Raw genomic sequence first — 23,108 nt, forward strand, 5'->3', positions numbered from 1 at the left:
GCGGACTAGAGCTTCTCCACCGGCGCATACCGCAGCAGCAGCCGCTTCGGCTTGGTCTCCCCGAAGTCGATCGTCGCCTCCGCGTTGGCGCCCGTGCCCTTCACCCCGACGACTGTGCCCAGGCCGAACTGGTCGTGGGTGACACGGTCTCCCACCGCCAGGGAGACGACCGGCCTCTCCGTCGCACCGCCCCGCCTGGTGGCGAACCCGGACGCGCCTGCGGCCGAGGACCGCGACCGGGAGGACGACAGCGAGGCCGCCACACCCGAGAGCGGGCCCGTCGGCACGGAGGCGGAGATGGCACCCTTCCGCTTCCAGTCCACGTGCTGGTCCGGGATCTCCTCCAGGAAGCGCGAGGGCGGGTTGTACGAGGGCTGGCCCCAGGCGCTGCGCATCGCCGACCGCGTGAGGTACAGCCGTTCCCGGGCACGGGTGATGCCGACGTACGCCAGGCGCCGCTCCTCCTCCAGCTCCTTGGTCTGGCCGAGCGCGCGCATGTGCGGGAAGACGCCGTCCTCCATGCCGGTCAGGAAGACCACGGGGAACTCGAGGCCCTTCGCGGTGTGCAGGGTCATCAGCGTGATGACACCGCCGCCCTCTTCCTCGTCGGGGATCTGGTCGGAGTCGGCGACCAGGGCGACCTGCTCCAGGAAGTCGGCCAGCGTGCCGCCCGGTGCGGCGGCTCCGGCGGCGCCCTCGCCGCGCTCCTGCTCGAACTCCAGGGCCACGGCGGCGAGTTCCTGGAGGTTCTCGATGCGGGTCTCGTCCTGCGGGTCCGTCGAGGCCTGCAACTCCGCCAGATAGCCGGTGCGTTCGAGGACGGCTTCCAGGACGGTGGCCGGTCCCGCGCCGGACTCCACGATCGTCCGCAGGTCCTCCATCAGCGCGTTGAACCGCTTGACCGCGTTGGTCGAGCGGGCCGCCATGCCGTACGCCTCGTCCACGCGACGCAGCGCCTGCGGGAAGCTGATCTTCTCCCTCTGGGCCAGGGCGTCGATCATCGCCTCGGCACGGTCGCCGATCCCCCGCTTCGGCACGTTCAGGATCCGCCGCAGCGGCACGGAGTCCTCCGGGTTCGCCAGCACCCGCAGATACGCCAGGACGTCCCGGACCTCCTTGCGCTCGTAGAAGCGGACGCCGCCGACGACCTTGTAGGGCAGGCCGACGCGGATGAAGATCTCTTCGAAGACACGGGACTGGGCGTTCGTGCGGTAGAAGACGGCGACGTCGCCCGCCTTCGCCTCGCCCGTGTCGGTGAGGCGGTCTATCTCCTCGGCGACGAACTGGGCCTCGTCGTGCTCGGTGTCGGCGACGTAGCCGGTGATCCGCGCGCCCGCGCCCGCGTTGGTCCACAGGTTCTTCGGGCGGCGGGACTCGTTGCGCTCGATGACCGCGTTGGCGGCGCTCAGGATCGTCTGCGTGGAGCGGTAGTTCTGCTCCAGCAGGATCGTGGTGGCGTCCGGGTAGTCCTCCTCGAACTGGAGGATGTTGCGGATGGTCGCGCCGCGGAAGGCGTAGATCGACTGGTCGGCGTCACCGACGACGCACAGTTCGGCCGGCTGCAACTCGTCCTCGCCGGGCGGTACGTCCACGGGGTGCTCACGGGTGCCGACGAGCTCCCGGACGAGGGCGTACTGGGCGTGGTTGGTGTCCTGGTACTCGTCCACGAGGACGTGGCGGAAGCGGCGGCGGTAGTGCTCGGCGACGTCCGGGAAGGCGCGCAGCAGGTTCACCGTCGTCATGATCAGGTCGTCGAAGTCGAGCGCGTTCGCCTCGCGGAGCCTGGACTGGTAGAGCGCGTACGCCTGGGCGAGGGTCTTCTCGAATCCGTCGGCGGCCTGCGCGGCGAAGTCCTCTTCGTCGATCAACTCGTTCTTCAGGTTGGAGATCTTGGCGCTGAAGGACTTCGGCGGGTACCGCTTGGGGTCGAGGTCCAGATCGCGGCAGACGAGCGCCATCAGCCGCTTGCTGTCGGCCGCGTCGTAGATCGAGAAGGAGGATGTGAAGCCGAGTTTCTTGCTCTCCCGGCGCAGGATGCGGACGCACGCGCTGTGGAAGGTCATCACCCACATCGCGTTCGCGCGCGGGCCGACGAGGTGCTCGACGCGCTCCTTCATCTCGCCCGCGGCCTTGTTGGTGAAGGTGATCGCGAGGATCTGCCCGGGGTGGACGCCGCGCTCGGCCAGCAGATGGGCGATGCGGTGCGTCAGCACACGGGTCTTGCCCGAGCCGGCGCCGGCCACGATGAGCAGGGGGGAGCCGGCGTGCACAACGGCCGCGCGCTGGTTCTCGTTGAGCCCCTGGAGCAGTGCCTGGGGGTCGATGACCGGGCGGGGCGCGCCGTCCCTGTAGTACGCCTCACGGTCCGGGGGTACGTCGAAACGCCCGCCGAACAGATCGTCCGGAACCGGTTCCGGAGCGTGATCGTCCTCGGGTGGCGGGGGCTGCTCCTCAGCGGCCGGGGTGGCCTTGAGGTCCGCCAGGAAGCTGTCGTCAAAGAGGCTGCTCATCGCTCTCCGAGTCTAGGCCGCCCGACCGACAACCGACCGCCGCCCGGGAAACACACCGGCCCGCCTGGGCTCCCCGACGGATGATCTTCCGAATTCGGCCACAAGGACTCCGTCACCTTCCGGGATCGATCGGTCACCAGCGGAAACGGATCGCATGGGGCGGACATGCCTGCCCAGGGCCCCGCTCGAGCCCGTGCGGACAGGAAGACGACACCCCTCCGGCAGCCGCGTCAGGAACGAGTCAACTCATCACAGACCTGCCCATATTGACCACGGGCCGACGGATTCATGAGCCAGGTCACGAAAATGTATCGGGCATATCGAACATCAACCTTCACACGGACCACATCAGTTGGCTACCGTTCCCGGCGGGCCGTACGACCCCCACCGGCGAAGGTCGCCGGGTCGCGCGGCTTCCGCCGAGTCCGGTGCGCCCTCGCGGCAGCCGGAGCCGGGGACCCACCCGATCCCGGGGTGAATCGGCCGACCGCCTTTCGGGGCAAGGCCGTAGGGCACGCCTTCCGAACCACCCGCCCGAACCCGACAGCTAACTCGGTAGGCGGAGTACGGAAGGAGTCGCCTCCCATGGCGCCGCACCGCAAGGCCCGCCCCTCAGGCACGCGCATCGCAGGCATACGGACCCCCGCCCTCGCGACGGCGGCCCTCACCTCCGTGGCCCTGCTCTCCCAGACGGCCAACGCCGCGCCCTCCACCGACGGCAAGCCGAGCATCGAAGAGGTCGAGAAAAAGGTCGACGACCTCTACCGCCAGGCCGAGTCGGCGACCGAGAAGTACAACGCCGCCAAGGAGAAGACGGCCGGCCAACGCAAGCGCGTCGACACGCTCCTGGACGACGTCGCCAGACGCACACAGAGCCTCAACGAGGCGCGGGACAAGCTGGGTTCGTTCGCCGCCGCGCAGTACCGCACGGGGGCGGCGGCCCCCGACACGGCCACGCTCCTGCTCGCCGACTCGCCCCAGGACTACTTCGACCAGACCCAGTTGATGGGCCGGCTCACCAGTCGCCAGAAGCAGGCGGTCGACGAGTACACCACCGACCAGGCCGCGACGATGGACAAGCGGCGCGAGGCCACCCAGAGCCTGCAGACGCTCACGGAGTCGCAGCAGACCCTCAGGTCGAGCAAGACGACCATCCAGACGAAGCTCGCCGCCGCACGGAACCTGCTCTCGGATCTGACCGCCGAGGAGAAGGCGCGACTCGCCGCGATCGAGCAGAAGAAGCAGGAAGAGGCTCAGCGCCAGGCGGAAGAGCTGGCACGGCAGCAGGCGGCACAGCGAGAGGCCGCGCAGCGTCAGGCGGCTCAGCAGAAGGCGCAGTCGAGCACGCCGAGTACTACGACCGGTTCGACGGACACGTCCGCCACGGGCTCCTCGAACGCGACGAAGGCTGACCAGGTCCTGGCGTTCGCCCGGGCCCAGATCGGCAAGCCCTATGTGTGGGGCGCCACCGGACCGGACTCGTACGACTGCTCGGGGCTGACCCAGGCCGCTTGGAAGGCCGCCGGGGTGTCGCTCCCACGCACCACGTACGACCAGGTGAACGCCGGCACGACGGTCTCGCTCACCGACGCCCAGCCCGGTGACCTGATCTTCTTCTACGACGACATCAGCCACGTCGGCATCTACATCGGCAACGGCATGATGATCCACGCCCCGAAGCCCGGCGCGTACGTCCGCGAGGAGTCGGTCTACTACGGCGGCGCTTCGATCATCCACAGCGTGGTGCGGCCCGGCTGAGGCCGGTTTCCCTTTCCGGTACGGGGCACGCGCGCGTGGGGTTGTTTTCGGCCCTCCCGCGCGCGTGCCCCGTACGCATCGCGCGTGTGCGTCCCTAGCATCAGGCGCATGTCAGGCACCTCCGAGCTCCGCACCTGGTGGACACAGCGTCCGCCCGCCACCGGGGCCGCCGTGATGGCGACCGGCATCCTGTCGGTCGGGCTGCATCTGACCGGGTACGGGGTCCTCTCCCGTATCGCCCTCGCCTTGACGGCCGCCGCCTGGCTGGGGCTCGTCGTCGACGTCGGCGTACGGGTGCTGTGGGAGCGCGACCGGTGGGCTCAGCAGGCTCTCACGGCGGCCGCGCTCGCCTCTGTGGCGGCGACCGCCACGCTGGGCACGGGAGTGTCCATGCAGGGCGGGCGGCCGCTCGCCGAGGCACTTCTCGCGCTGGCCTTCGTGCTGTGGGTGGGCCTGCTCCTCCCGGTCGCACTGCGCTGGGAGCGGCCTATGCCCGGGGCCGTGTTCCTCGGGTGCGTGGCCACGCAGGGGGTCGCCGTGCTCGCGGCGCTGCTCGGGGCGACGGTGGGGACGGCATGGCTCGTGCACACGGCGCTGGTGCTCTTCTGGCTCGGGCTGGTGTTCTACCTGATCGGGCTGCGGTGCTTCGACCTGCGGCAGACGGCGACCGGTGCCGGAGACCACTGGATCGCGGGCGGCGCGCTCGCCATCTCCGCGCTGGCCGGGTCCCGGCTCGTGGCAGCCGGGCACAGCGGGCGCTATCTCTGGAGCAACGACGACAAAAACGTCCTGCGGGCAGTCACCCTCGCCCTCCTCGTCCTCGCCCTCGTCTTCTACTGCGTGCTGGCGGTGGCCGAGCTGCTCCGGCCGCGGCTGCGCTATGACACGCGGCGCTGGTCGACGGTCTTCCCGTTGGGGATGACGGCGGTGGCGAGCCTGTCGGTCGCCGCCACCCGCGGGGTGTCCTGGCTGCGCGGCCTCGGCGAGGTCCTGCTGTGGATCGCGGTGGCCGTCTGGTGCGTGGTCCTCGCCGGGGCGGTCTCGTCGATCCTGGGAGGCCTCAGGTCCAGAGCACCGCGATGAAGATGTTCGCGGTGGTCAGCGCACCGACGAGGGCGAAGGGACCCTTGTCGATCTTCTCCTCGTCCCGCTTGACGTAGACCAGGCCGAGAATCACGATCAGCAGGGCCAGTTTGACACCGATCTTGAACGTGTTGACCGAGTGGTGGTCCGCCTGGTTGAGGCCGACCAGGACGACGCCGGTGACCAGCATGGTCAGCGCCCCGTGCAGCATGCCGGGCACGAAGCGGGCGGTGCCCCGGCCCATCGCCTTCATCTGGGTGAGGAAGCCGCCGAGGAGCGCGGCGATGCCGACGATGTGCAGGCCGACGAAGAGATGGATGAGTACGTCCATGGGGCGGAGCCTAATCAGGGGTGCGCAGGGCCCCTGACACCGGCCCCGCGGATGTCAGGCCGCTCACACGGCCCCTGGATCACGCATATATGCGCCCCATAGCACTCCATCGACTCTCCCGCTCCCGGAACCGCCGCATCGGTCATCGCAGAGCGTGATGTCGGCCCAGCCATGCCGGGATAACGCTCACATACGGTCACCATCAGTCCAGTCGGGTCACTTCCGTACTTTGCGTCACAAGACGGTCACGGTGAGGTTTAACGTCCTCCACCAGGTGACCGGCTCCCCACCGCCGCCCGGGCCAGGGGCGGCCGTCGGACACCACCGCCGAGAAGTCCGGCGGCGGCCCGTTCCCCCTGTGCGGGCCGCCGCCGGACGCACGAACCGCCGGGGCCCCGGCCCCGGCGGTCGTACGAAAGGACGGGACGTCAGGTGGCAGCGCACCGCAAGCCCAGACAGCGTTCGCTCGGCGGCAACACCGCCCGCACCGCCGCCACGATCGCCCTCGCGGGAGCGGCGACCGCGACGGCTTTCGACGGAACGGGGCACGCCGAGCCCCCGCTCTCCCCGGCCCAGGTCAAGGCCAAGGTCGACAAGCTGTACCGGGAGGCGGAGGTCGCCACCGAGAAGTACGACGGGGCGAAGGAGAAGGCGGCCCAGACCCAGCAACGGCTCAACGTGCTGCGGGACGAGGCGGCCCGCCGGACGGACCGGCTCAACTCGGCACGTGAGGCGCTGGGCTCGGCCGCGGCGGCGCAGTACCGCAACGGAGGCATCGACCCCTCGGTACAGCTCCTGCTCTCCTCGGATCCGGGGCGCTACCTCGATGACGCGGCGTTCGCCGAGCGGCTCGACGGCCGGCAGGCGGCAGCCGTAAAGCGGGTGCGGACGCAGCTGCGGGAGATCGAGCAGCTGCGCGGGGCGGCCCGGGTGGAGCTGGCCTCCCTGAAGTCGCGGCAGGCCGAGCTGAGCCGGCAGAAGCGGACCATCACCGAGAAGCTGGGCGAGGCGCGGCAACTGCTGGCCGGGCTGACGTGGAGCGAGCGGGCCGCGCTCGGCGTGGACGGGCGGGCGTCGCGGGACGCGGCGCGTGACCTGGGGCCGGTGCCGCTCGCGGTGTCGACCGCGATGGCCCCCGGCCCACGGGCGGCGGCCGCGTTGGCGTACGCGTACAGCAAGCTCGGCAGCCCCTATGTCTGGGGTGCGACAGGTCCTGACGCCTTCGACTGTTCCGGCCTGGTGCAGGCCGCGTACCGCTCGGCGGGAATCTCATTGCCGCGGACGACGTACGCCCAGATCGGCGCCGGACGCCGTGTCTCGCGCGCCGAACTCCTCCCCGGCGACCTGGTGTTCTTCTACTCGGGGGTCAGCCACGTGGGCATCTACGTGGGCAACGGCCAGATGATCCACGCGCCCAATCCGTCGGCGCCGGTCCGGCTCGCACCGATCGACCTGATGCCGTTCGCCGGGGCCACCCGGGTGGTGTGAGCCGCCCGCCCGTCAGCCGCACACCGAGCCGGCCGCGGCGCGGGGGCCGTCACACCAGCCGTCGTGCCGTCGCCCAGCGTGTCAGCTCGTGCCGGTTCGACAGCTGGAGCTTGCGCAGGACCGCGGAGACATGGGACTCGACCGTCTTCACCGAGATGAACAGCTGCTTGGCGATCTCCTTGTAGGCGTAACCGCGGGCGATCAGGCGCAACACCTCGCGCTCGCGCTGGGTGAGGCGGTCGAGGTCCTCGTCGACCGGCGGGGCGTCGGTCGAGGCGAAGGCGTCGAGGACGAAGCCGGCCAGACGGGGAGAGAACACCGCGTCGCCGTCCTGCACGCGGAAGACGGAGTCGACCAGATCCGAGCCGGTGATCGTCTTGGTGACATAGCCGCGCGCACCGCCGCGGATGACCCCGATCACGTCCTCCGCCGCGTCCGAGACGGACAGGGCGAGGAAGCGGACCGGCTGCTCCGCGTCGGCCATCTGGGGCGCGCACCGCCGCAGCACCTCGACCCCGCCGCCGCCCGGCAGATGGACGTCGAGCAGGACCACCTCGGGGCGGCTGGCGGTGATGACGCTCACCGCCTGGTCGACGTCCGCGGCCTCGCCGACGACCTCGACCCCGGTCCGCTCGGTCTGCCCGATCTCGGCCCGGACTCCCGTACGGAACATCCGGTGGTCGTCGACGAGCACGACCCGCACGCGCCGCTCTTCCGTGCCGCCCCCGCTCGCGCGCTCCGGCTCCGCCGGGCCGGCCGACTCGTTCGCGTCGCTCATGACGTCTTCTCCACCCTCTCCATCTCCAGCTCGACTTCCGTGCCGCCGCCGGGAACGGCGCGCAGCCGTGCCGTTCCGCCGTTGCGCTCCATACGGCCGATGATCGATTCTCTGACACCCATGCGGTCTGCGGGAATCGCGTCGAGGTCGAAGCCCGGGCCGCGGTCGCGGACGGAGACGAAGACCGTCCTTCCCTCGACCTCGGCGTAGACCTGGACAGCACCGCCCTCGCCACCGTACTTGGCGGCGTTCACCATCGCCTCGCGCGCGGCCTGCATCTGTGCGCCGATCCGTTCGTCGAGGGGGCAGTCACCGACGACGACGACCTCGATGGGCACGCCGTGCTTGTCCTCCACCTCCGCCGCGTTGCGCCGGACCGCCTCCGCGAGGGTGTCGGGCTCCTCGTCCTCGTCCTTGCCGGTGCCCTCGGGTTTGTAGAGCCAGGCGCGCAGGTCCCGCTCCTGGGCGCGGGCGAGGCGGCGCACCTCGCTCGCGTTCTCCGCGTTGCGCTGGATCAGGGTCAGGGTGTGCAGGACCGAGTCGTGGACGTGGGCGGCGACTTCCGCGCGCTCCTGGGCGCGGATGCGCATCAGGCGCTCCTCCGACAGGTCCTGGGTCATCCGGACGAGATACGGGCCCGCGAGCAGCGTGACGCCGACGAGGACCGCGAGCGCCGCCTGCAGGACCGACCCGAGGTGGGCCGCGGAACCCTGTAGCACGAAGATGCCGGAGACGCCCGCGGTGACCAGCAGGACACCGGCGGCGGCGCGGAGCAGGGTCAGGGTGCGCCGACGGCTGCCGACCTCCATCCAGCGGGCCCGCCGCGCGTTGTCCGCCTGGCGCCAGACCAGGGCGACACCCGCGGCGACGAGGACGGCGGGTATGAGGTACGCCTTGGCCGCGCCGCCGACGTTCACACTGCGCACGAAGGTCAGCGCCACGACGACCATGAGCAGCAGGGCGACGATCTGGCCCCGGTCGGGTCTGCGGGCGATCAGCCTTCGCCGGCCGTCCGGCGAGGTCTCGGTGCCGACCAGGGACGGGGAACGGCGGTCGTCGACACCGCCGACGCCGAGCGGGACGAAGAACCAGAACGCCGCGTACAGCAGCGCGCCCAGACCGTCCGCCGTCATCAGCCCGACGAAGACGAGGCGGACCCAGATCACGGGCAGGCCGAGGTGCCCGGCGAGCCCCCGCGCCACGCCCCCGAGCCAGCGTCCGTCGCTGCTGCGGTAGAGCTTGCGCGGCGGCCGCGGGTCGTCGAGGGGCCCTGCTGCGGCGTCCGGCATGCCATTGATGGTCACACGTACGGCGCACCGGGACATCAGGGTCGGGCCCCTAGACTCCCCTGATCTTCGAATTCGGCGATCGAACACTTCCCTCGCCGGCTGTCGGGGCAGATTTCAGGGTTCTGCCAGGGTCGTCCCGCCTGCCGCTGGGCCGCCGCGCCGGAGACCATGGACGCATGACGGATCAGCGGCGCGCGGCAGTGGGGCGGGGCCCCGGCCCGGGGCACGGCCCCGGCGCCGGGCCGGGCTCCGCCGTGAGGGGCGAGGCGCGCGCACCCGGGGACACGACCGTGCGGCAGGATGCGGCCGTGCGGGAGAGCCGGGCCAAGGACGGGGATGCGGGCGTGCACCGGAACGAGGAGAACTTCGGGGGCGCTCCGGTCCACGACGGGCACGACCGCGGCGGCACCGGCGCACCGCAGGGCCCGGGCCGGAGCGAGCCCGGGGACGCACCCACCGGAACGGCGGCCCGTGACCGCGCCGACGGCGGGAGCCCCTCCGGAGGTCCCGTAGGACCCGGGCACCCAGGCGCACCCGAAGGCGGACGTGGGCCCGAAGGCCTCGGCGCCCCTGGGCCGGCATCGGGAGCCGGACGCGGTCCGGGAAGCCCGGGTGGCCCCGGAGAAGGCGGAGGCGGGCCTGTCGGGCGCGGAGACGGGCCCCGGCGTGAGGACGGCCCGGAGGGTGCCGGCCCGGGCGCGGTCCGGAGTCATGGGCGTTTCCGGCGTGACCGGCAGTACAAGATGCTGGGAGGCGTCTGCTCCGGGCTGGCCCGGCAGTGCGACATGGACCCGGTGATCTTCCGCATCGTGCTCGCGGTGCTCTCCGCGACAGGTGGCCTCGGACTCATCTTCTACGGTTTCGTCTGGCTCCTCGTCCCGTACGAGGACGAGGAGGAGAACGAGATCCGCAAGCTGCTGACCGGCCGCGTCGACGGCCAGGGCCTGGCCGCGGTTCTGTTCGCGCTCGTGGGCTGCGGAGTCTTCCTGTCGATGCTCAGGAACGGTGGGGTGCTGACCTTCGCCGCCATCCTGTCCCTGCTCCTCGCCGGTGCGGGCTTCTGGTCACGGCAGCGCGGCGCCACCGACCCCGACCCGCTCGCCGCGCAGGCGGTGGCCGACGCCCCACCGGAGGCCACGGCGCCGCCCGTTGCCGCCTCCTACCCGTCCTGGTGGCGCGACCCCATCGTCAAGGACGGCACCCACGTGGGCGGCACCGGCTATCTGTGGGGTCCCAGCGACACCCCTGGCCGTGACATCGCCGCGGCCGTCGACAGCCCCCGGGGCTCGTCGTACGCCCAGCAGACACGGGACGCGGACCGGCCGAGGCTGCCCGGGCCGCGCTGGATCGGCGGCTGGGTGTTCCTGCTCGCCCTGCTGGCGGGCGGTCTCGGCACCGGTCTGACCTGGGACGGCCAGGCGCTGGGCACAAGCCTGCAGACGGGTCTGGCCAGTGCGCTCGCCGTGTTCGGCGTGGGAATCGCGATCAGCTCCTTCCTCGGGCGCACCGGGGCGGGCTCGATATTCATCGCGATAGTGACGGCGGGGCTGCTCGCCGCGTCGGTGGCCCTGCCGAAGGACATCAGCACGCACTGGACGCGCACGACATGGGCACCGGCCTCGGCGGCAGCCGTCCGGGAGAAGTACGACCTCGGCACCGGCGTCGGCACCCTGGACCTCAGCCGGCTGCGGCTCGCCAAGGGCGAGACCGTGACGACCCGGGCCGAGGTCGGGGTGGGCCGGCTGAAGGTGGTGGTCCCGAAGGACGTCGCGGTGGCGCTGAAGATCGACACAGGCATCGGCGACATTCAGCTGCCGGGTGATTCGGAGAAGGACGTGGACGTGGAACCGGGCCGGCACAAGCAGGTGACGCTCGATCCCGTGCCGGGGACGAAGAAGGCGGCCGCACTCCGCCTCGGCCTGGAGGTCGGCTTGGGACAGGTGGAGGTGACCCGTGCTGCGTCATGAGTTCCAGCCCGGCCGGCTGGTGGCCGGCATGGCCCTGACCGGCGCGGGCGTCGTCTACCTCGGCGACGCGAACGGCGCTTGGACGACGCCGTGGTTCGCGCTCGTCCCACTGATCTGCGGGGGCCTCTGTCTCGCGGCCGTGAGCGGCCTGCTGGCCCGTGCGCTACGCAGGTCCCGCCCGGTCCGCGGGAAACCGCGTGCCGAGCGGGACGGAGCGACGACCCCGTAGCTCCGGAGTGGATCCGGAGTACGCGTGGGTCCGTCGGGTTTGGCCCCGGATGGCTCCGGAGCACGCGTCCTACCGGTACGCGTTCGCGCGTTGCCGCCGTCGGGTACGGATGGCCGCGTCCAGGGAGAGCACCGGGGCACCGGCGAGCACCAGGGGGATCCAGGCCATCAGATAGGCGAGGTCGTTGCCGTAGTAGTAGGGGCTCGAGGCCCAGCTCACGGTCAGCCACAGGCTCAGCGAGATGAGCGCACCGCCGAACGCCGCCAGGCGGGACAGCAGTCCGATGAGCGTGCCGATGCCGACGGCGAGTTCACCGAAGGCTATGGCGTAACCGAAGCCCACGGGACTCTTCAGCGCCAGGTCGACCAGGGCGGGGATCGCCGAGGTGTCCCGTACGGAGTGCATCAGGTCGCCGATCGAGCCGGCGCCCGAGCTGTGCATGAAGGCACTGCTGGTGAGTTTGTCCAGGCCCGCGTATATGAAGGTGACACCGAGGAAGATGCGCAGAGGTAGCAGCGCATACCGCGTGGCGCTGTCCCGCCAGTCGCGGCGCTCGTCCAGATAGGAGGTGTGGGAGTCCATGCGAATGCCGTGAGTCATCGTGTCCGCCGCCTCTCGCCCGCCCTGCCGTTGACTCCGCAACAGACCATACGTAGGAACGGGGGCGCGCGCTCAACTGCTGGGCGCTGAATTTTCCTGCTTTCCGTGCTTGCGACATCCGGCCCCGGTCGTTCCAGCCGGCTCCGAGCGGCCCGGCCCTGTCGGGCCACACGCCTGGCCTCGCCGCACTGGGGCGGACCCGCGGCTATCCGTCAGCGGCGCACCGGGACAGCGGAAGGGACCCTGCCGACCTATCCCCCAGCTCAGCCGATATTCAGACCGCAGGCCTAGGCCACTCGACCGACGGCCGGCCGCTGCGGCCGGACCTGCCGACGCGGCGCCGACCCGGCCCCGGCAGCGACTGCGGCTCGCCTTGGAGCAGGACGCGTCACCGCGTCATGGTGGTCGTCACTCCGTGACGTCGATGGCCACCGGGTTCGTCTCGACTCCCGCGGCCGTCACCACGTGGACCTCGACCCTGCCGGGCTCGACGTCCGCCGGGACCGGGACCGTCAGGAGCGAGTCGGTCGGGTTGCTGAAGCCGCCCGCGACCGGGACGAGGGGTACGTGGACATGGACCGCGCCTATGCGGACCACCATCCGGGCGAGCCGGTCCGCTCTCTGGGCACCGGGCGGTACGAAGCCGGCGCCGCGGATCTCGATGTCGTCGCCCGTGCGGATCGGCGCGTCCAGGTCGCCCGCCTCCCGCGCTCGCACCACCGAGAGAATCACCGGACGGCCGCCCTCGGCGTACTTCCCGGCGAGGTAGGTGGCCGCCGAGACCAGGACCAGCAGGGCGAGGCCCCAGGGCAGATCCGGGAGCCGGTCGGGACGGCGGGCCAGTCGTACCGCCGCGAACACCAGGGCGACCGCGCTGATCACGACGTACTGGATGTCCGTGAAGCTGCCCCGCCCCGAGTCGTCGGTCAGCAGGTCCGCCGCCCGCGGCCGGTCGGCGCGTACCTTCTGCAGACGCTGGCCGAGCACACGCAGTCCGACCACCCGCCGGACCACCACGGCGATCCCGCACACCACGGCGACCACGGACACCACACCCACCCCGCGCGCGAGGTCGAGCCCGGCGATCAGCGCATCGCGCTTGTCGTGCGTCGAGGCCGCCGCCAGCTCGGTGGCCAGCACCAGCACCGCGTACACCACGAACAGCACCCAGCTCGCCGCCAGCGCACGCGAGGTCGACAGCCGGTTGTCCTCCCCGACGAGGGGCGCGATCACCCCGCCGCGTGCCCGGTGCAGATACCCCGCGCCGGTCAGTGCGGCGCCCACCAGCACGGCCGCGACCAGCCCCGCCGTCCGTGCCAGGGTCCACCCCGCGCCGATGGCCGTCAGCGCCTGCGCCAGCAGCAGGACACCCACCGCGCCCCACACCCAGGCCGCCGTATGCCGCCACAGCCGGCCGAGCCATGCCTCGCCGTCGGCCCGGCCGCGCTCGGCCACAAGGTCGGCGGACTGGGTCAGCTCGTCGGACACCCACTGGCGGGACGCGGACGCGGAGTGCGCGACCGCCGCCGGCAACCCCCGCCCGGAGGCGAACTCCTCACGCTTGGCGAGGAATTCGGCGACCGCACGCCGGTGCCCCTCGCGTACACCGTGCGGGCAGTCCCCGCAGGTGCAGCCACCCTCGTGCGCACCCGGGCCGCTGCCACCCGCGCCCTGCCTCGCCTCCTGCACCGCCACGCCCGCTGCCGCCTTCCCCGCGCCAGTTCGCCGAACCGCCCCCGCCCGCGCAACTGGCAGACGATGACAGCGCATTGTGCCGTACGGAACAGACCCCGCGTCCGCCAGGTCCGGTCAGGAGGGGTGAAACAGCGAGCCCCCGGTTGACCGTCGCCCGGAAGCCGCCTCCGCCCATCCGCGCGGCGGACCACAGCGAGCGCCTGGAACCCGCCTCAGCGGGCCGGGGAACCGCTGTCAGCTGAGCAGATCGGGTTCGCTCCGGGTGATGTCCTGCCACAGGGGCTGGTAGTTGATCCAGCCCACCAGGTCGCCGCCGAGCTGCTCGCGCGTCGCCACCGCCTGCCGGTGGTCGATCAGGACCGGCCGTCCCGCCGCCCTCGCGGTGAGCTGCACCTGGCAGGAGCGTTCCATCGACAGGAACCACCAGGCCGCCGCGTCCACCGAGTCGCCGACGGTCAGCAGCCCGTGGTTGCGCAGGACCAGCGCCTTGCGGCTGGCGAGCGCGGTCGCGATCCGGCGGCCTTCCTCGGCGTCCACGGTGACGCCGGTGTAGTCGTCGTAGACGGCGTGGTCCTCGTAGAAGGCGCAGGACTCCTGGGTGATGGGATCCAGCAGATCGCCGAGCGCCGCGAGGGCACGCCCGTGCACCGAGTGGCAGTGGGCGACGGCGACGACGTCCGGGCGGGCGGCATGGACCTGGGCGTGCACGGTGAAGGCCGCCTGGTTCACGTGGTGGCTGCCCTCGATCACCTGCCCGTCCTGGTTGGCCAGCACGAGGTCGCTCACGGTGACGTGCCGGAAGGGCATCCCGAACGGATTGACCCAGAAGCAGTCGGTGAACTCCGGGTCGCGAGCGGTGATGTGCCCGGAGACCCCGTCCTCGAATCCGAGCCTTCCGAAGATCCGCAGCGCTCCGGCCAGCCGCTCCTTGCGGTGCTGCCGTTCGTCGGCCGCCGATTCGTGCATCGGCGGCATGGCGAACCGCAGCTGGTCGGTGGGCAGTGGAAGCGGCGGGGTCGGCCCGTGCATTCGTCCTCCAGCACTGGGTTCCTGTACGGAGCGGAAAGTTACCGCCGGTCCCCGCAGGAAAACAGGGTCGTTCAGTGAAGGTGGTGCGCAACCGTTACGCGCGGTGGGGGCGCGGTCGCTCCCGGCACCGTCGCACGCCACGTCTCCCTCGTCGAAATACCTGACAGAAGTTGTCGGGTATAGACGAGAGACTCCTTCGTATGAGCGCTGTCAGCCCCATGGGCCCCGTGAGCTGGTCTGCATTCGTCGCCGCCGCACCGGATCTCGCCCGGACCGTCGAGGAGCGGTTCGGCGCCTTCACCCACCACGTCCTCTCGACCCTGCGCAAGGACGGTTCCCCGCGTACCTCCGGCATGGAGGTCCGCTTCCTGAACGGCGAGCTGTGGCTGGGCATGATGCCGGACTCGCTGAAGGCGCTCGACCTGCGCCGCGACCCGCGCCTCGCGCTCCAGGCGAATCCCGGGGCGGGGACGGAGATGGGCGGCGGTGATGTGCGGATCAGCGGGCGGGCGCACGAGGTCGAGGACGCGGAGACGAGGGCCGCGTATGTGCAGAAGGTGGAACCGCCGGAGCCGTTCCACCTTTTCCGCACCGAGCTGACGGAGGTCGTACGGACCTACGTCGAGGACGACACCTATCTGGTCGTCGAGATCTGGAAGCCCGGAGAGCCGGTGCGCACCGTCCGGCGGAGGTGAGCCGCGGGGCTCACTCCCACTCGATGGTCCCCGGCGGCTTCGAGGTCACGTCGAGGACGACGCGGTTGACGTCACGGACCTCGTTCGTGATCCGGGTGGAGATCTTCGCCAGCACGTCGTACGGCAGCCGGGACCAGTCGGCGGTCATGGCGTCCTCGGACGAGACCGGGCGCAGCACGATCGGGTGGCCGTACGTCCGGCCGTCGCCCTGGACGCCGACGCTGCGGACGTCGGCGAGCAGGACCACCGGGCACTGCCAGATCTCGCGGTCGAGGCCGGCCGCGGTCAGCTCCTCGCGGGCGATGGCGTCGGCGTCGCGGAGCAGGTCGAGCCGCTCCTTGGTGACCTCGCCGACGATGCGGATGCCGAGGCCCGGGCCCGGGAAGGGCTGGCGCTGGACGATCTCCTCCGGGAGCCCGAGCTCCTGGCCGACCATCCGGACCTCGTCCTTGAACAGCTTGCGCAGCGGCTCGACCAGCTTGAACTCGAGGTCCTCGGGGAGGCCGCCCACGTTGTGGTGGGACTTGATGTTGGCCGTGCCGCTACCGCCGCCGGACTCGACCACGTCCGGGTACAGCGTGCCCTGGACGAGGAACTCGACCGCGGGACCCTCGTCCGCGATGATCTCGGCCTGGGCCTGCTCGAAGACCCGGATGAACTCACGGCCGATGATCTTCCGCTTCTCCTCGGGGTCGGAGACGCCCTTGAGCGCGGTGAGGAACCTCTCCTCCGCGTCGACGACCTTCAGCTGGACGCCGGTGGCCGCGACGAAGTCCTTCTCGACCTGCTCCGTCTCCCCCTTGCGCATCAGGCCGTGGTCGACGTACACGCAGGTCAGCTGGGAGCCGATGGCCTTCTGCACCAGGGCGGCGGCGACGGCGGAGTCCACGCCGCCGGACAGACCGCAGATCGCCCGCTTGTCGCCGACCAGCTCGCGGATCGCCTCGACCTGCTCCTCGATCACACTGCCCGTGGTCCAGGTCGGGGTCAGGCCCGCGCCGCGGTAGAGGAAGTGCTCCAGCACCTGCTGGCCGTGCGTGGAGTGCATGACCTCGGGGTGGTACTGGACGCCGTAGAGCTTCTGCTCGTCGTCCTCGAAGGCGGCGACCGGCACGACGTCCGTGGACGCGGTGACGGTGAAGCCCTCGGGGGCCGCGGAGCAGGCGTCGCCGTGGGACATCCAGACGGACTGGTCGGCAGGGGTGCCCTCGAAGAGGGTGGAGGACGGCCGCGAGACCGTCATGGCCGTCCCGCCGTACTCGCGCGCACCCGTGTTGTCGACCCTGCCGCCGAGGGCCTGGGCCATCAGCTGGAAGCCGTAGCACATGCCGAAGACGGGGACGCCGGCCTCGAACAGGGAGCGGTCGACGGTGGGGGCGCCCTCCTCGTAGACCGACGAGGGGCCGCCGGAGAGGATGATGGCCGCCGGGTTCTTGGCGAGCATCTCCTCGACCGGCATGGTGCTCGGCACGATCTCGCTGTAGACCCGGGCCTCGCGGACGCGACGGGCGATGAGCTGGGCGTACTGCGCGCCGAAGTCGACGACCAGGACGGTGTCGGGGGCGGCGGCAGCGGAGGTCGCTGATGACACAGGGTGCCTTCCGGCGGTGGGGCGGGGGTCTCGGTACCGATTCTAACGGGGTGCTTGCGGGACACCTCCCGTCTCACCATCCGGCCCCGGTTGGACACCGCCTGTGCCCGGGGCATACTGGGTCCATGCTCACCCAGTACGCGTTCGTCTTTACCTATGGCAACCGGCCCACCGGCTGCCATGGTCGTGCTGCTTGAGCTACTGACAAGCGACTTCCCAGGCGCCCCGGGCCGATACGGTCCGGGGCGCCTGACGTTTGCGGACCGTACCGATCCGGGGCTCCTCATCCCGACACCGAGGAGATCCCCGTGACGACCGCCACCACCGAGCAGAGGGCCACCGAGAAGACCGGCGCCCGTACCTCCGAGGCCGCCGATGTGATCACCGGCGCCCGCGAGCGCATCGATGCGCTCGACGACCGCATCATCGGCCTCATCCAGGAGCGCATGGCGGTCTCCGGCGTGATCCAGGAAGCCCGCATCGGCTCCGGCGGCCGGCGCGTGAACCTCGCCCGCGAGATGGAGATCCTCAGCCACTACCGGGACGCTCTCGGCAAGCCGGGCACCGCCCTCGCCATGACCCTGCTCGAGCTGTGCCGGGGCCGCGTCTGACGACCGGCCGGCCACCCCGTGATGCGACGGACGTCCGGCGCACTCACGTTCGCACGCCCTCTCACCCGTACGGCGCGTGACCGGTCTCACGCGCACTTCGTTGTTCTCGGTGTCCGTGCCAGCCAGGGGCGGGCCCGAAAGAACCACGCGTGGCTCCGCTGGGGCGATGAGACGTGCGGATCGAGCCGTGCGTCGTGGGACCTCGCCCCAGGGTTGTGACCGGACGGCAGGGGACAGCAGCCCGGTCACCAGAGAACGGTCGGCTCCGGGGACGCCCGGAGCCGACCGGCGGAATCAGACAACCGCACCGCTCCCGCACCCGGCTTCCCCGGTCGGCACCAGGCGCGCGCCCCGAGCATGCCGGGCGCACCCGAGCGGTCACACAGACAAGCGGCGTAGCCCCCCGGCGCCGCTCCGGGTACCGACGCTGCCCTGACGTCGGTGCCGACGGAGAAGGGCCCCGCGGATTCTTCTCGCCCCCCGGCCATGTGCGGCCGTACGCGAGGACCCCGCCGCGGGGCCCTTCGCTTGCCCTCGGGCGCGGGCGATCGCACGCCCCAGCGGATTGTGACCCAGGCCACATAAAGAACGTGTGAATACGTTGCAACCGTTCACGGGCTTCGCAGGTCACACCTACCGAATCGTGGGCCACAGCCGCGCCCCACACGCGGAGGCCTCCCCGAACCATGCCGCGCCGTCGCGGCATGCCTGACTTTCGAGGTCTTCATGAAGTTTCGCCGTGCACTGGCCGCCGCTGCCGCGACGGCTGCCATAGCCCCGCTCGCACTGTTGTCCGCTCCGGCGGCGTTCGCGGACGAAACGCCCACGACCCCCGCCGCCGCGACGGAGACCACGGGCACCGAGTCGCCGACCAGCCCCGCGCCGGACACCAGCACGACGACGCCGGCCGGCGAGGAGTCCACGGCGACGTCCTCGTCGAGCGCGACCGCCGTGGCCCCCGCGGGCCAGTCGTCCGCGTCCTCGTCCTCGTCGGGCACCCCGTCGGCCACGCCCACCGAGAGCGCGGTGCCCACCGCCGAGCCGACCCCCTGCACCGACGAAGAGGTCGACCCCGACTCCCAGCTGTCCCTCGCCGTCTCCGGCCTGCCGGGCAAGATCGTCGCGGGCAGCGGCTGGCACAACTTCACCCTGACCGCGTCGAACCACAGCGACCAGTCCCTCGGCCAGGTGGAGTGGCTCGCGCTCATCGACAACGACACGGCGAGCGACGACGAGAAGGACTGGCTGAGCACCTACGCCCTGCTCGAGTACTTCGACCCGACGACCAAGTCCTGGCAGTCCGTCGCGGACGAGATCGGCAACGGCGTCTACTTCGGTGAGACGAACCTCGGCCCCAAGCAGACGGTCGACATCAAGCTGCGGGTCAACATCACCGCGAAGGCCCCCGCCGGCGAGGGCTACAGCGTGGGCCTGGGCGGATACGTGGACCAGGAGAAGAACTGCGTGCACAGCGCGTTCGCCATCTACACGTTCACCGTCCTGAAGCCTGGCAGCGACAACGAGAACCCGGGTCAGGCCAAGCCCGGCAAGGGCGACAAGCCGTCCGGCGGCAAGGAGCCGCAGGGCGGCGCCAAGGAGATTCCGGCCACCGGCAGCCTCGCCTCCACCGGTTCGTCCTCCGCGCTTCCGACCATCGCCCTCGTCGGCGGTGTCGCGGTCGTCGCCGGTGGCGGTGTGGTGTTCGCCCTGCGTCGCCGCAAGACGGGTGGCCAGGCCGCGTAAGGCCTGCGGACCCGCACACAAACTGCGTCAGGCGTCCCGTACGCCTCGCACACAAGAGAGAAGGACCTGAGCTCGGAGGGGGGCACAGGTCCTTCTTTCTTTCACCTTGCGCGGCGGTGTCGTCCGCCGGCGCGGTCGCTACTTCTTCGGCGGCACCGCCGGCATGCCCAGGAACGGCAGGCGTAGCGCGCCGAAGGCCTCCGCCGGGACCGCCGGCGCCGTCGGTTCGACCGCCTTCAGCCGCTCGTAGGTCCCCTGCGCCGGACGCGGGTCCTCGTCGCCCTTGTTCGGCCAGTACGACATCGCCCGCTCGGCCTGAGCGGTGATCGTCAGCGACGGGTTGACGCCGAGGTTCGCCGAGACCGCCGCACCGTCGACCACCGAGATGCCGGGGTGACCGTAGAGCCGGTGGTAGGGGTCGATCACGCCCGTCTCCCGCGAGGAGCCGATCGGGCAGCCGCCGAGGAAGTGGGCCGTCAGCGGGGTGCCCATCAGTTCACCGACGTTCGAGCCGGGGAAACCGTTGATCTCGGCGGCGAGGGCCGCGGCGCCCTCCGAGGCGGCCCTGATCTGCTTGGGGTTGGGGGAACCGTGGCCCTGGCGCGCGGTCAGCAGACCCTTGCCCACTCCGTTCGGCTTCAGGTACGTCGTCAGGGAGTTGTCCAGCGACTGCATCACCAGGCCGATGATGGTCCGCTCCGACCAGCGGCGGTTGGAGAGGGAGCGCAGGACGAGGACGGGGTGGCGGGCGGCGTTGCGCAGCCAGGCCGCCGCCCTCGACGAGCCGTCGGCGTAGGGGACCTGGAGTATCGAAAGGCCGCCCATCGAGTTGGAGCCCTTGCCGTAGCGGACCGGCTCGATATGGGTGTTCTCGTCGGGGTGGATCGAGGACGTGATGGCGACACCGCGCGTGAAGTCGGCCTTCGGCTCGCCCGTGGCCTTGCGGTAGCGCCGGTTGTCGGTCTGCGCCCCGACCAGCGCCTCGGAGTTGGTGCGGGTCAGTTCACCCAGGCGGTCGGAGAGGTACGGCAGTTGCCCGGCCGCCTTCATCCGGTGCAGCAGGGTCTGGGTGCCGTAGGTACCGGCGGCGAGGACGACCCGGCGGGCCGTGAAGAGCTTCCCCCGGCCCTTGCGGCGGTCGTCGGTGGGAAGGGTGGCGACCGCGTACCCGCCCCGCGAGTCGTCCGTGACCGACACGACGGTCGTCATGGGGTGCACGACCGCGCCCGCCTTCTCGGCGAGGTAGAGGTAGTTCTCGTTCAGGGTGTTCTTCGCACCGTGACGGCAGCCCGTCATGCACTCGCCGCACTCGGTGCAGGCCTTGCGCTCCGGTCCCACGCCGCCGAAGTAGGGGTCCGCGACCTGCTGCCCCGGCTTGCCCTTCGCGGAGCCGTCGGCGTCCTCGCCGTCGCCGAAGAACACCCCGACCGGCGCCATGTGGAAGGTGTCGCCCACGCCCATCCGCTCCGCCGCCGCCTTCAGGTGCACGTCGGACAGGGTCATGGTCGGGTTGAGCCGGACACCGAGCATGCGCTGCGCCTGGTCGTAGTACGGCTTCAGCTCCTCGTGCCAGTCGGTGATGTCCCGCCACTGCGGGTCGTCGAAGAAGGCCTTCGGCGGTACGTACAGGGTGTTGGCGTAGTTGAGGGAGCCGCCGCCGACCCCGGCGCCCGCCAGCACCATCACGTTCCCCAGCAGATGGATGCGCTGGATCCCGTACATGCCGAACGCGGGGGCCCAGAGGTAGTTCTTCAGGTCCCAGGAGTTCTTCGGCAGGGAATCACGGGTGAAACGGCGGCCGGCCTCCAGGACGCCGACCCGGTAGCCCTTCTCGGTCAGACGGAGCGCGGAGACGGATCCGCCGAACCCCGACCCCACGACGATGACGTCGTAGTCGTACCCGTCCTCGTCCCGGGCCTGGACAGACTTCTCCTGCGACACGTGCTCTCCTCGTTGAGAACGGGTGTGGTTCTGCGGAAACCGTCGTGGTCTAGCGGAGGCGGAACGCCTTCATCAGCTTCAGGCTGCGGCTCATCAGCGCCGCGTACTTCTCGTCGTCCATGCCGAGCGAGGGGGCCATCGGCAGCAGTCTCTGGTGGGCGACGGTCTGGGCCTCGGTGTACTTGAGGATGCCCTCGGAACCGTGGCGGCGACCGAGACCGGAGTCCTTCATGCCGCCCATCGGGGACTGGACGCTGCCGTACGCGGACGCGTAGCCCTCGTTGACGTTGACCGTGCCGGTGCGCAGCCGGGCGGCGATCGCGCGGCCGCGCCGGCCGTCCTTCGTCCAGACCGAGGAGTTCAGGCCGTACGGGGTGGCGTTGGCACGCTCCACCGCCTCGTCCTCCGTCGTGAAGCGGTAGATCGACACGACCGGGCCGAAGGTCTCCTCCGCGCACACCGACATCGGTGCCTCGACACCGTCCAGGATGGTGGGTTCGAAGAAGAAGGGACCGATGTCGGGGCGCGCCACTCCGCCGGCCAGGACCTTGGCGCCCTTGGCGACGGCCTCCTCGACGTGCCGGCTCACGGTCTCCAGCTGCCGCTCGCCGACGAGCGAGCCCATCTCCGCGCCGTACGCGAGGGAGCTGCCGAGCCGCATGGCCTTGGTGCGGGCCACGAACCGCTCCACGAAGGCGTCCGCGATCGACTCGTGGACGTACAACCGCTCGATGGAGATGCAGAGTTGACCCGCCGAGGAGAAGCAGGCGCGCACGGCGCCGACGGCCGCCTTCTCGATGTCGGCGTCCTCGAGGACCAGCATGGCGTTCTTGCCGCCGAGTTCGAGCGAGACGCCGACGAGACGGGCGGCGGCGCCCTGCGCGACCTCGCGGCCGGTGCGGGTGGAGCCGGTGAAGGAGACATAGTCGGCGTGCCGGACGACCTCCGGTCCGACGACCGGACCGTCGCCGATGACGACCTGGAAGACGTCGGCGGGCAGCCCGGCCTCGATCAGCAGGTCGCGGGCCCACAGCGCGGTCAGGCACGTCTCCGTGTCGGGCTTCATCACGACGGCGTTGCCCGCGACGAAGGCCGGGAGCGCGTCGCCGACCGACAGCTCCAGCGGGTAGTTCCAGGGGGCGATCTGACCGACGACGCCACGCGGGTGGCGCAGTTCGGTGACCCGCGTCAGCGTGGGCACGGCGCCGGTGTGCCGCTTGGGTTTCAGATACGAGGAGGCCATGCGGCCGTAGTGCCGGGCCGCGACGGCGACGGCCTGGACCTCCTCGTGGGCGTGGAGCCGGGCCTTGCCGGTCTCCAGCTGGATCAGGTCGAGGACCTCGGCCTGCCGCTCCAGCACCAGGTCATGGAAACGGAGCAGCACGGCGGCGCGCTGCCGTACGGGAGTGGCCCCCCAGGCCTGCTGGGCCGTGCGGGCCCGGGCGAACGCCTCCGCCACGTCCTCGGGGGTGGACTCGGGCAGGTCGGCCAGCTTCTCGCCGGTGAACGGCGTGTGGTTGGCGGTGCGGCCGGAGCCGGCCACGCCCTTGGTGAGCTGGGCGACCAGCTCCGGGGTGACCACGTCGACGGCGGTGCGGGCGCCGGCGGGGGCGGGTGCGAGAGGGTTCGTGCCGGCCGTGCCCGCACCGGTCGTGTCGGTGGCCTTCTCCGGGGCCTGGGAGTCCGTCATGACGCGCAGGGTATGCCGGGCCGGGGCGTTTGGGTACCCGTCGGTAACGGGCTTTCACGGGGTGTCCACACCGCGCCAGT

The 23,108-nt window shown here is 71.2% G+C and carries 17 protein-coding genes, 1 pseudogene and 1 riboswitch; of the genes and pseudogenes, 8 read left to right on the plus strand and 10 right to left on the minus strand.

Translation table 11 applies throughout. From position 1 onward, the window contains the following. Positions 1-5 precede the first annotated feature (5 nt). Entirely contained in the window at positions 6-2,510 is a 2,505-nt protein-coding gene (gene pcrA / locus ABZ904_RS36345; RefSeq protein ID WP_360990666.1) for a DNA helicase PcrA, read from the minus strand. A 407-nt stretch (positions 2,511-2,917) separates the two neighbouring features. Then, a riboswitch (cyclic di-AMP (ydaO/yuaA leader) is annotated at positions 2,918-3,087 on the plus strand. An 8-nt stretch (positions 3,088-3,095) separates the two neighbouring features. On the opposite strand from pcrA, the gene ABZ904_RS36350 reads away from it, so the two are divergent. Together ABZ904_RS36350 and ABZ904_RS36355 are read left to right on the plus strand one after the other, a co-directional pair. Next, the gene (locus ABZ904_RS36350) at positions 3,096-4,268 is read left to right on the plus strand and encodes an NlpC/P60 family protein (protein WP_359398042.1); all 1,173 of its coding nucleotides are present in this window, start codon (positions 3,096-3,098) and stop codon (positions 4,266-4,268) included. A gap of 108 nt (positions 4,269-4,376) precedes the next feature. Beyond that, positions 4,377-5,351, plus strand: coding sequence for a tellurite resistance/C4-dicarboxylate transporter family protein (locus ABZ904_RS36355; protein WP_359398044.1), 975 nt, complete (start codon positions 4,377-4,379; stop codon positions 5,349-5,351). On the opposite strand, the gene ABZ904_RS36360 is transcribed toward ABZ904_RS36355, so the two are convergent. Next, positions 5,329-5,682, minus strand: a complete 354-nt coding sequence (locus ABZ904_RS36360; protein WP_359398046.1) for a hypothetical protein — start codon at positions 5,680-5,682, stop codon at positions 5,329-5,331. The genes ABZ904_RS36355 and ABZ904_RS36360 overlap by 23 nt on opposite strands. 432 nt (positions 5,683-6,114) lie before the next feature. On the opposite strand from ABZ904_RS36360, the gene ABZ904_RS36365 reads away from it, so the two are divergent. Continuing rightward, positions 6,115-7,170 (plus strand): NlpC/P60 family protein, encoded by a 1,056-nt coding sequence (locus tag ABZ904_RS36365; RefSeq protein ID WP_361828311.1) that lies wholly within the window; start codon positions 6,115-6,117, stop codon positions 7,168-7,170. Between the two features lie 49 nt (positions 7,171-7,219). Here the strand turns inward: ABZ904_RS36365 and ABZ904_RS36370 are convergent, their stop codons facing one another. Both ABZ904_RS36370 and ABZ904_RS36375 read right to left on the minus strand, forming a co-directional pair. Beyond that, a complete protein-coding gene (locus ABZ904_RS36370) occupies positions 7,220-7,948 on the minus strand; it encodes a response regulator transcription factor (protein ID WP_360990657.1) in 729 nt (242 codons plus the stop codon). Next, complete coding sequence (locus tag ABZ904_RS36375; protein WP_359398052.1) at positions 7,945-9,273, minus strand: PspC domain-containing protein; 1,329 nt, start codon at positions 9,271-9,273, stop codon at positions 7,945-7,947. The genes ABZ904_RS36370 and ABZ904_RS36375 overlap by 4 nt, the downstream gene beginning before the upstream one ends. 680 nt (positions 9,274-9,953) lie before the next feature. Here ABZ904_RS36375 and ABZ904_RS36380 point away from each other — a divergent pair. Both ABZ904_RS36380 and ABZ904_RS36385 read left to right on the plus strand, forming a co-directional pair. Then, positions 9,954-11,204: pseudogene (locus tag ABZ904_RS36380) on the plus strand (PspC domain-containing protein); the annotation flags it as partial. Further along, positions 11,191-11,433: a hypothetical protein gene (locus tag ABZ904_RS36385; RefSeq protein WP_359398054.1), complete on the plus strand. Its 243-nt coding sequence runs from the start codon at positions 11,191-11,193 to the stop codon at positions 11,431-11,433. The pseudogene ABZ904_RS36380 and the gene ABZ904_RS36385, both read left to right, overlap by 14 nt. A 69-nt stretch (positions 11,434-11,502) precedes the next feature. Here the strand turns inward: ABZ904_RS36385 and ABZ904_RS36390 are convergent, their stop codons facing one another. From ABZ904_RS36390 to ABZ904_RS36400, 3 genes are all read right to left on the minus strand, one after another. Further along, a complete protein-coding gene (locus ABZ904_RS36390) occupies positions 11,503-12,033 on the minus strand; it encodes a DoxX family protein (protein ID WP_359398055.1) in 531 nt (176 codons plus the stop codon). A 408-nt stretch (positions 12,034-12,441) separates the two neighbouring features. Next, a complete protein-coding gene (locus tag ABZ904_RS36395) occupies positions 12,442-13,728 on the minus strand; it encodes a hypothetical protein (protein WP_359398057.1) in 1,287 nt (428 codons plus the stop codon). Between the two features lie 234 nt (positions 13,729-13,962). After that, on the minus strand, positions 13,963-14,757 hold the full coding sequence (locus tag ABZ904_RS36400) for a class II aldolase/adducin family protein (protein ID WP_359398059.1): 795 nt from the start codon (positions 14,755-14,757) through the stop codon (positions 13,963-13,965). Between the two features lie 218 nt (positions 14,758-14,975). Between ABZ904_RS36400 and ABZ904_RS36405 the strand changes: the two genes are divergently transcribed. Next, positions 14,976-15,452 (plus strand): pyridoxamine 5'-phosphate oxidase family protein, encoded by a 477-nt coding sequence (locus ABZ904_RS36405; protein ID WP_359398105.1) that lies wholly within the window; start codon positions 14,976-14,978, stop codon positions 15,450-15,452. 10 nt (positions 15,453-15,462) lie between these two features. On the opposite strand, the gene guaA is transcribed toward ABZ904_RS36405, so the two are convergent. Further along, the gene (gene guaA, locus ABZ904_RS36410; RefSeq protein WP_359398061.1) at positions 15,463-17,043 is read right to left on the minus strand and encodes a glutamine-hydrolyzing GMP synthase; all 1,581 of its coding nucleotides are present in this window, start codon (positions 17,041-17,043) and stop codon (positions 15,463-15,465) included. Positions 17,044-17,351: 308 nt separating this feature from the next. Here guaA and ABZ904_RS36415 point away from each other — a divergent pair, with 308 nt between their 5' ends. Both ABZ904_RS36415 and ABZ904_RS36420 read left to right on the plus strand, forming a co-directional pair. Continuing rightward, positions 17,352-17,654, plus strand: coding sequence for a chorismate mutase (locus tag ABZ904_RS36415; RefSeq protein WP_361828318.1), 303 nt, complete (start codon positions 17,352-17,354; stop codon positions 17,652-17,654). 726 nt (positions 17,655-18,380) lie between these two features. Continuing rightward, positions 18,381-19,397 carry an LPXTG cell wall anchor domain-containing protein gene (locus ABZ904_RS36420; RefSeq protein WP_361828321.1) on the plus strand — a complete coding sequence of 339 codons (1,017 nt, stop codon included), beginning with the start codon at positions 18,381-18,383 and terminating at the stop codon, positions 19,395-19,397. Positions 19,398-19,535: 138 nt separating this feature from the next. On the opposite strand, the gene ABZ904_RS36425 is transcribed toward ABZ904_RS36420, so the two are convergent. Both ABZ904_RS36425 and ABZ904_RS36430 read right to left on the minus strand, forming a co-directional pair. Next, a complete protein-coding gene (locus tag ABZ904_RS36425; RefSeq protein ID WP_361828324.1) occupies positions 19,536-21,338 on the minus strand; it encodes a GMC family oxidoreductase in 1,803 nt (600 codons plus the stop codon). 49 nt (positions 21,339-21,387) lie between these two features. Further along, positions 21,388-23,028 carry a succinic semialdehyde dehydrogenase gene (locus tag ABZ904_RS36430; protein ID WP_359398069.1) on the minus strand — a complete coding sequence of 547 codons (1,641 nt, stop codon included), beginning with the start codon at positions 23,026-23,028 and terminating at the stop codon, positions 21,388-21,390. Between the last annotated feature and the right edge of the window lie 80 nt (positions 23,029-23,108).

The sequence above is a fragment of the Streptomyces sp. NPDC046900 genome (genome assembly GCF_040644975.1).
GTDB lineage: Bacteria > Actinomycetota > Actinomycetes > Streptomycetales > Streptomycetaceae > Streptomyces.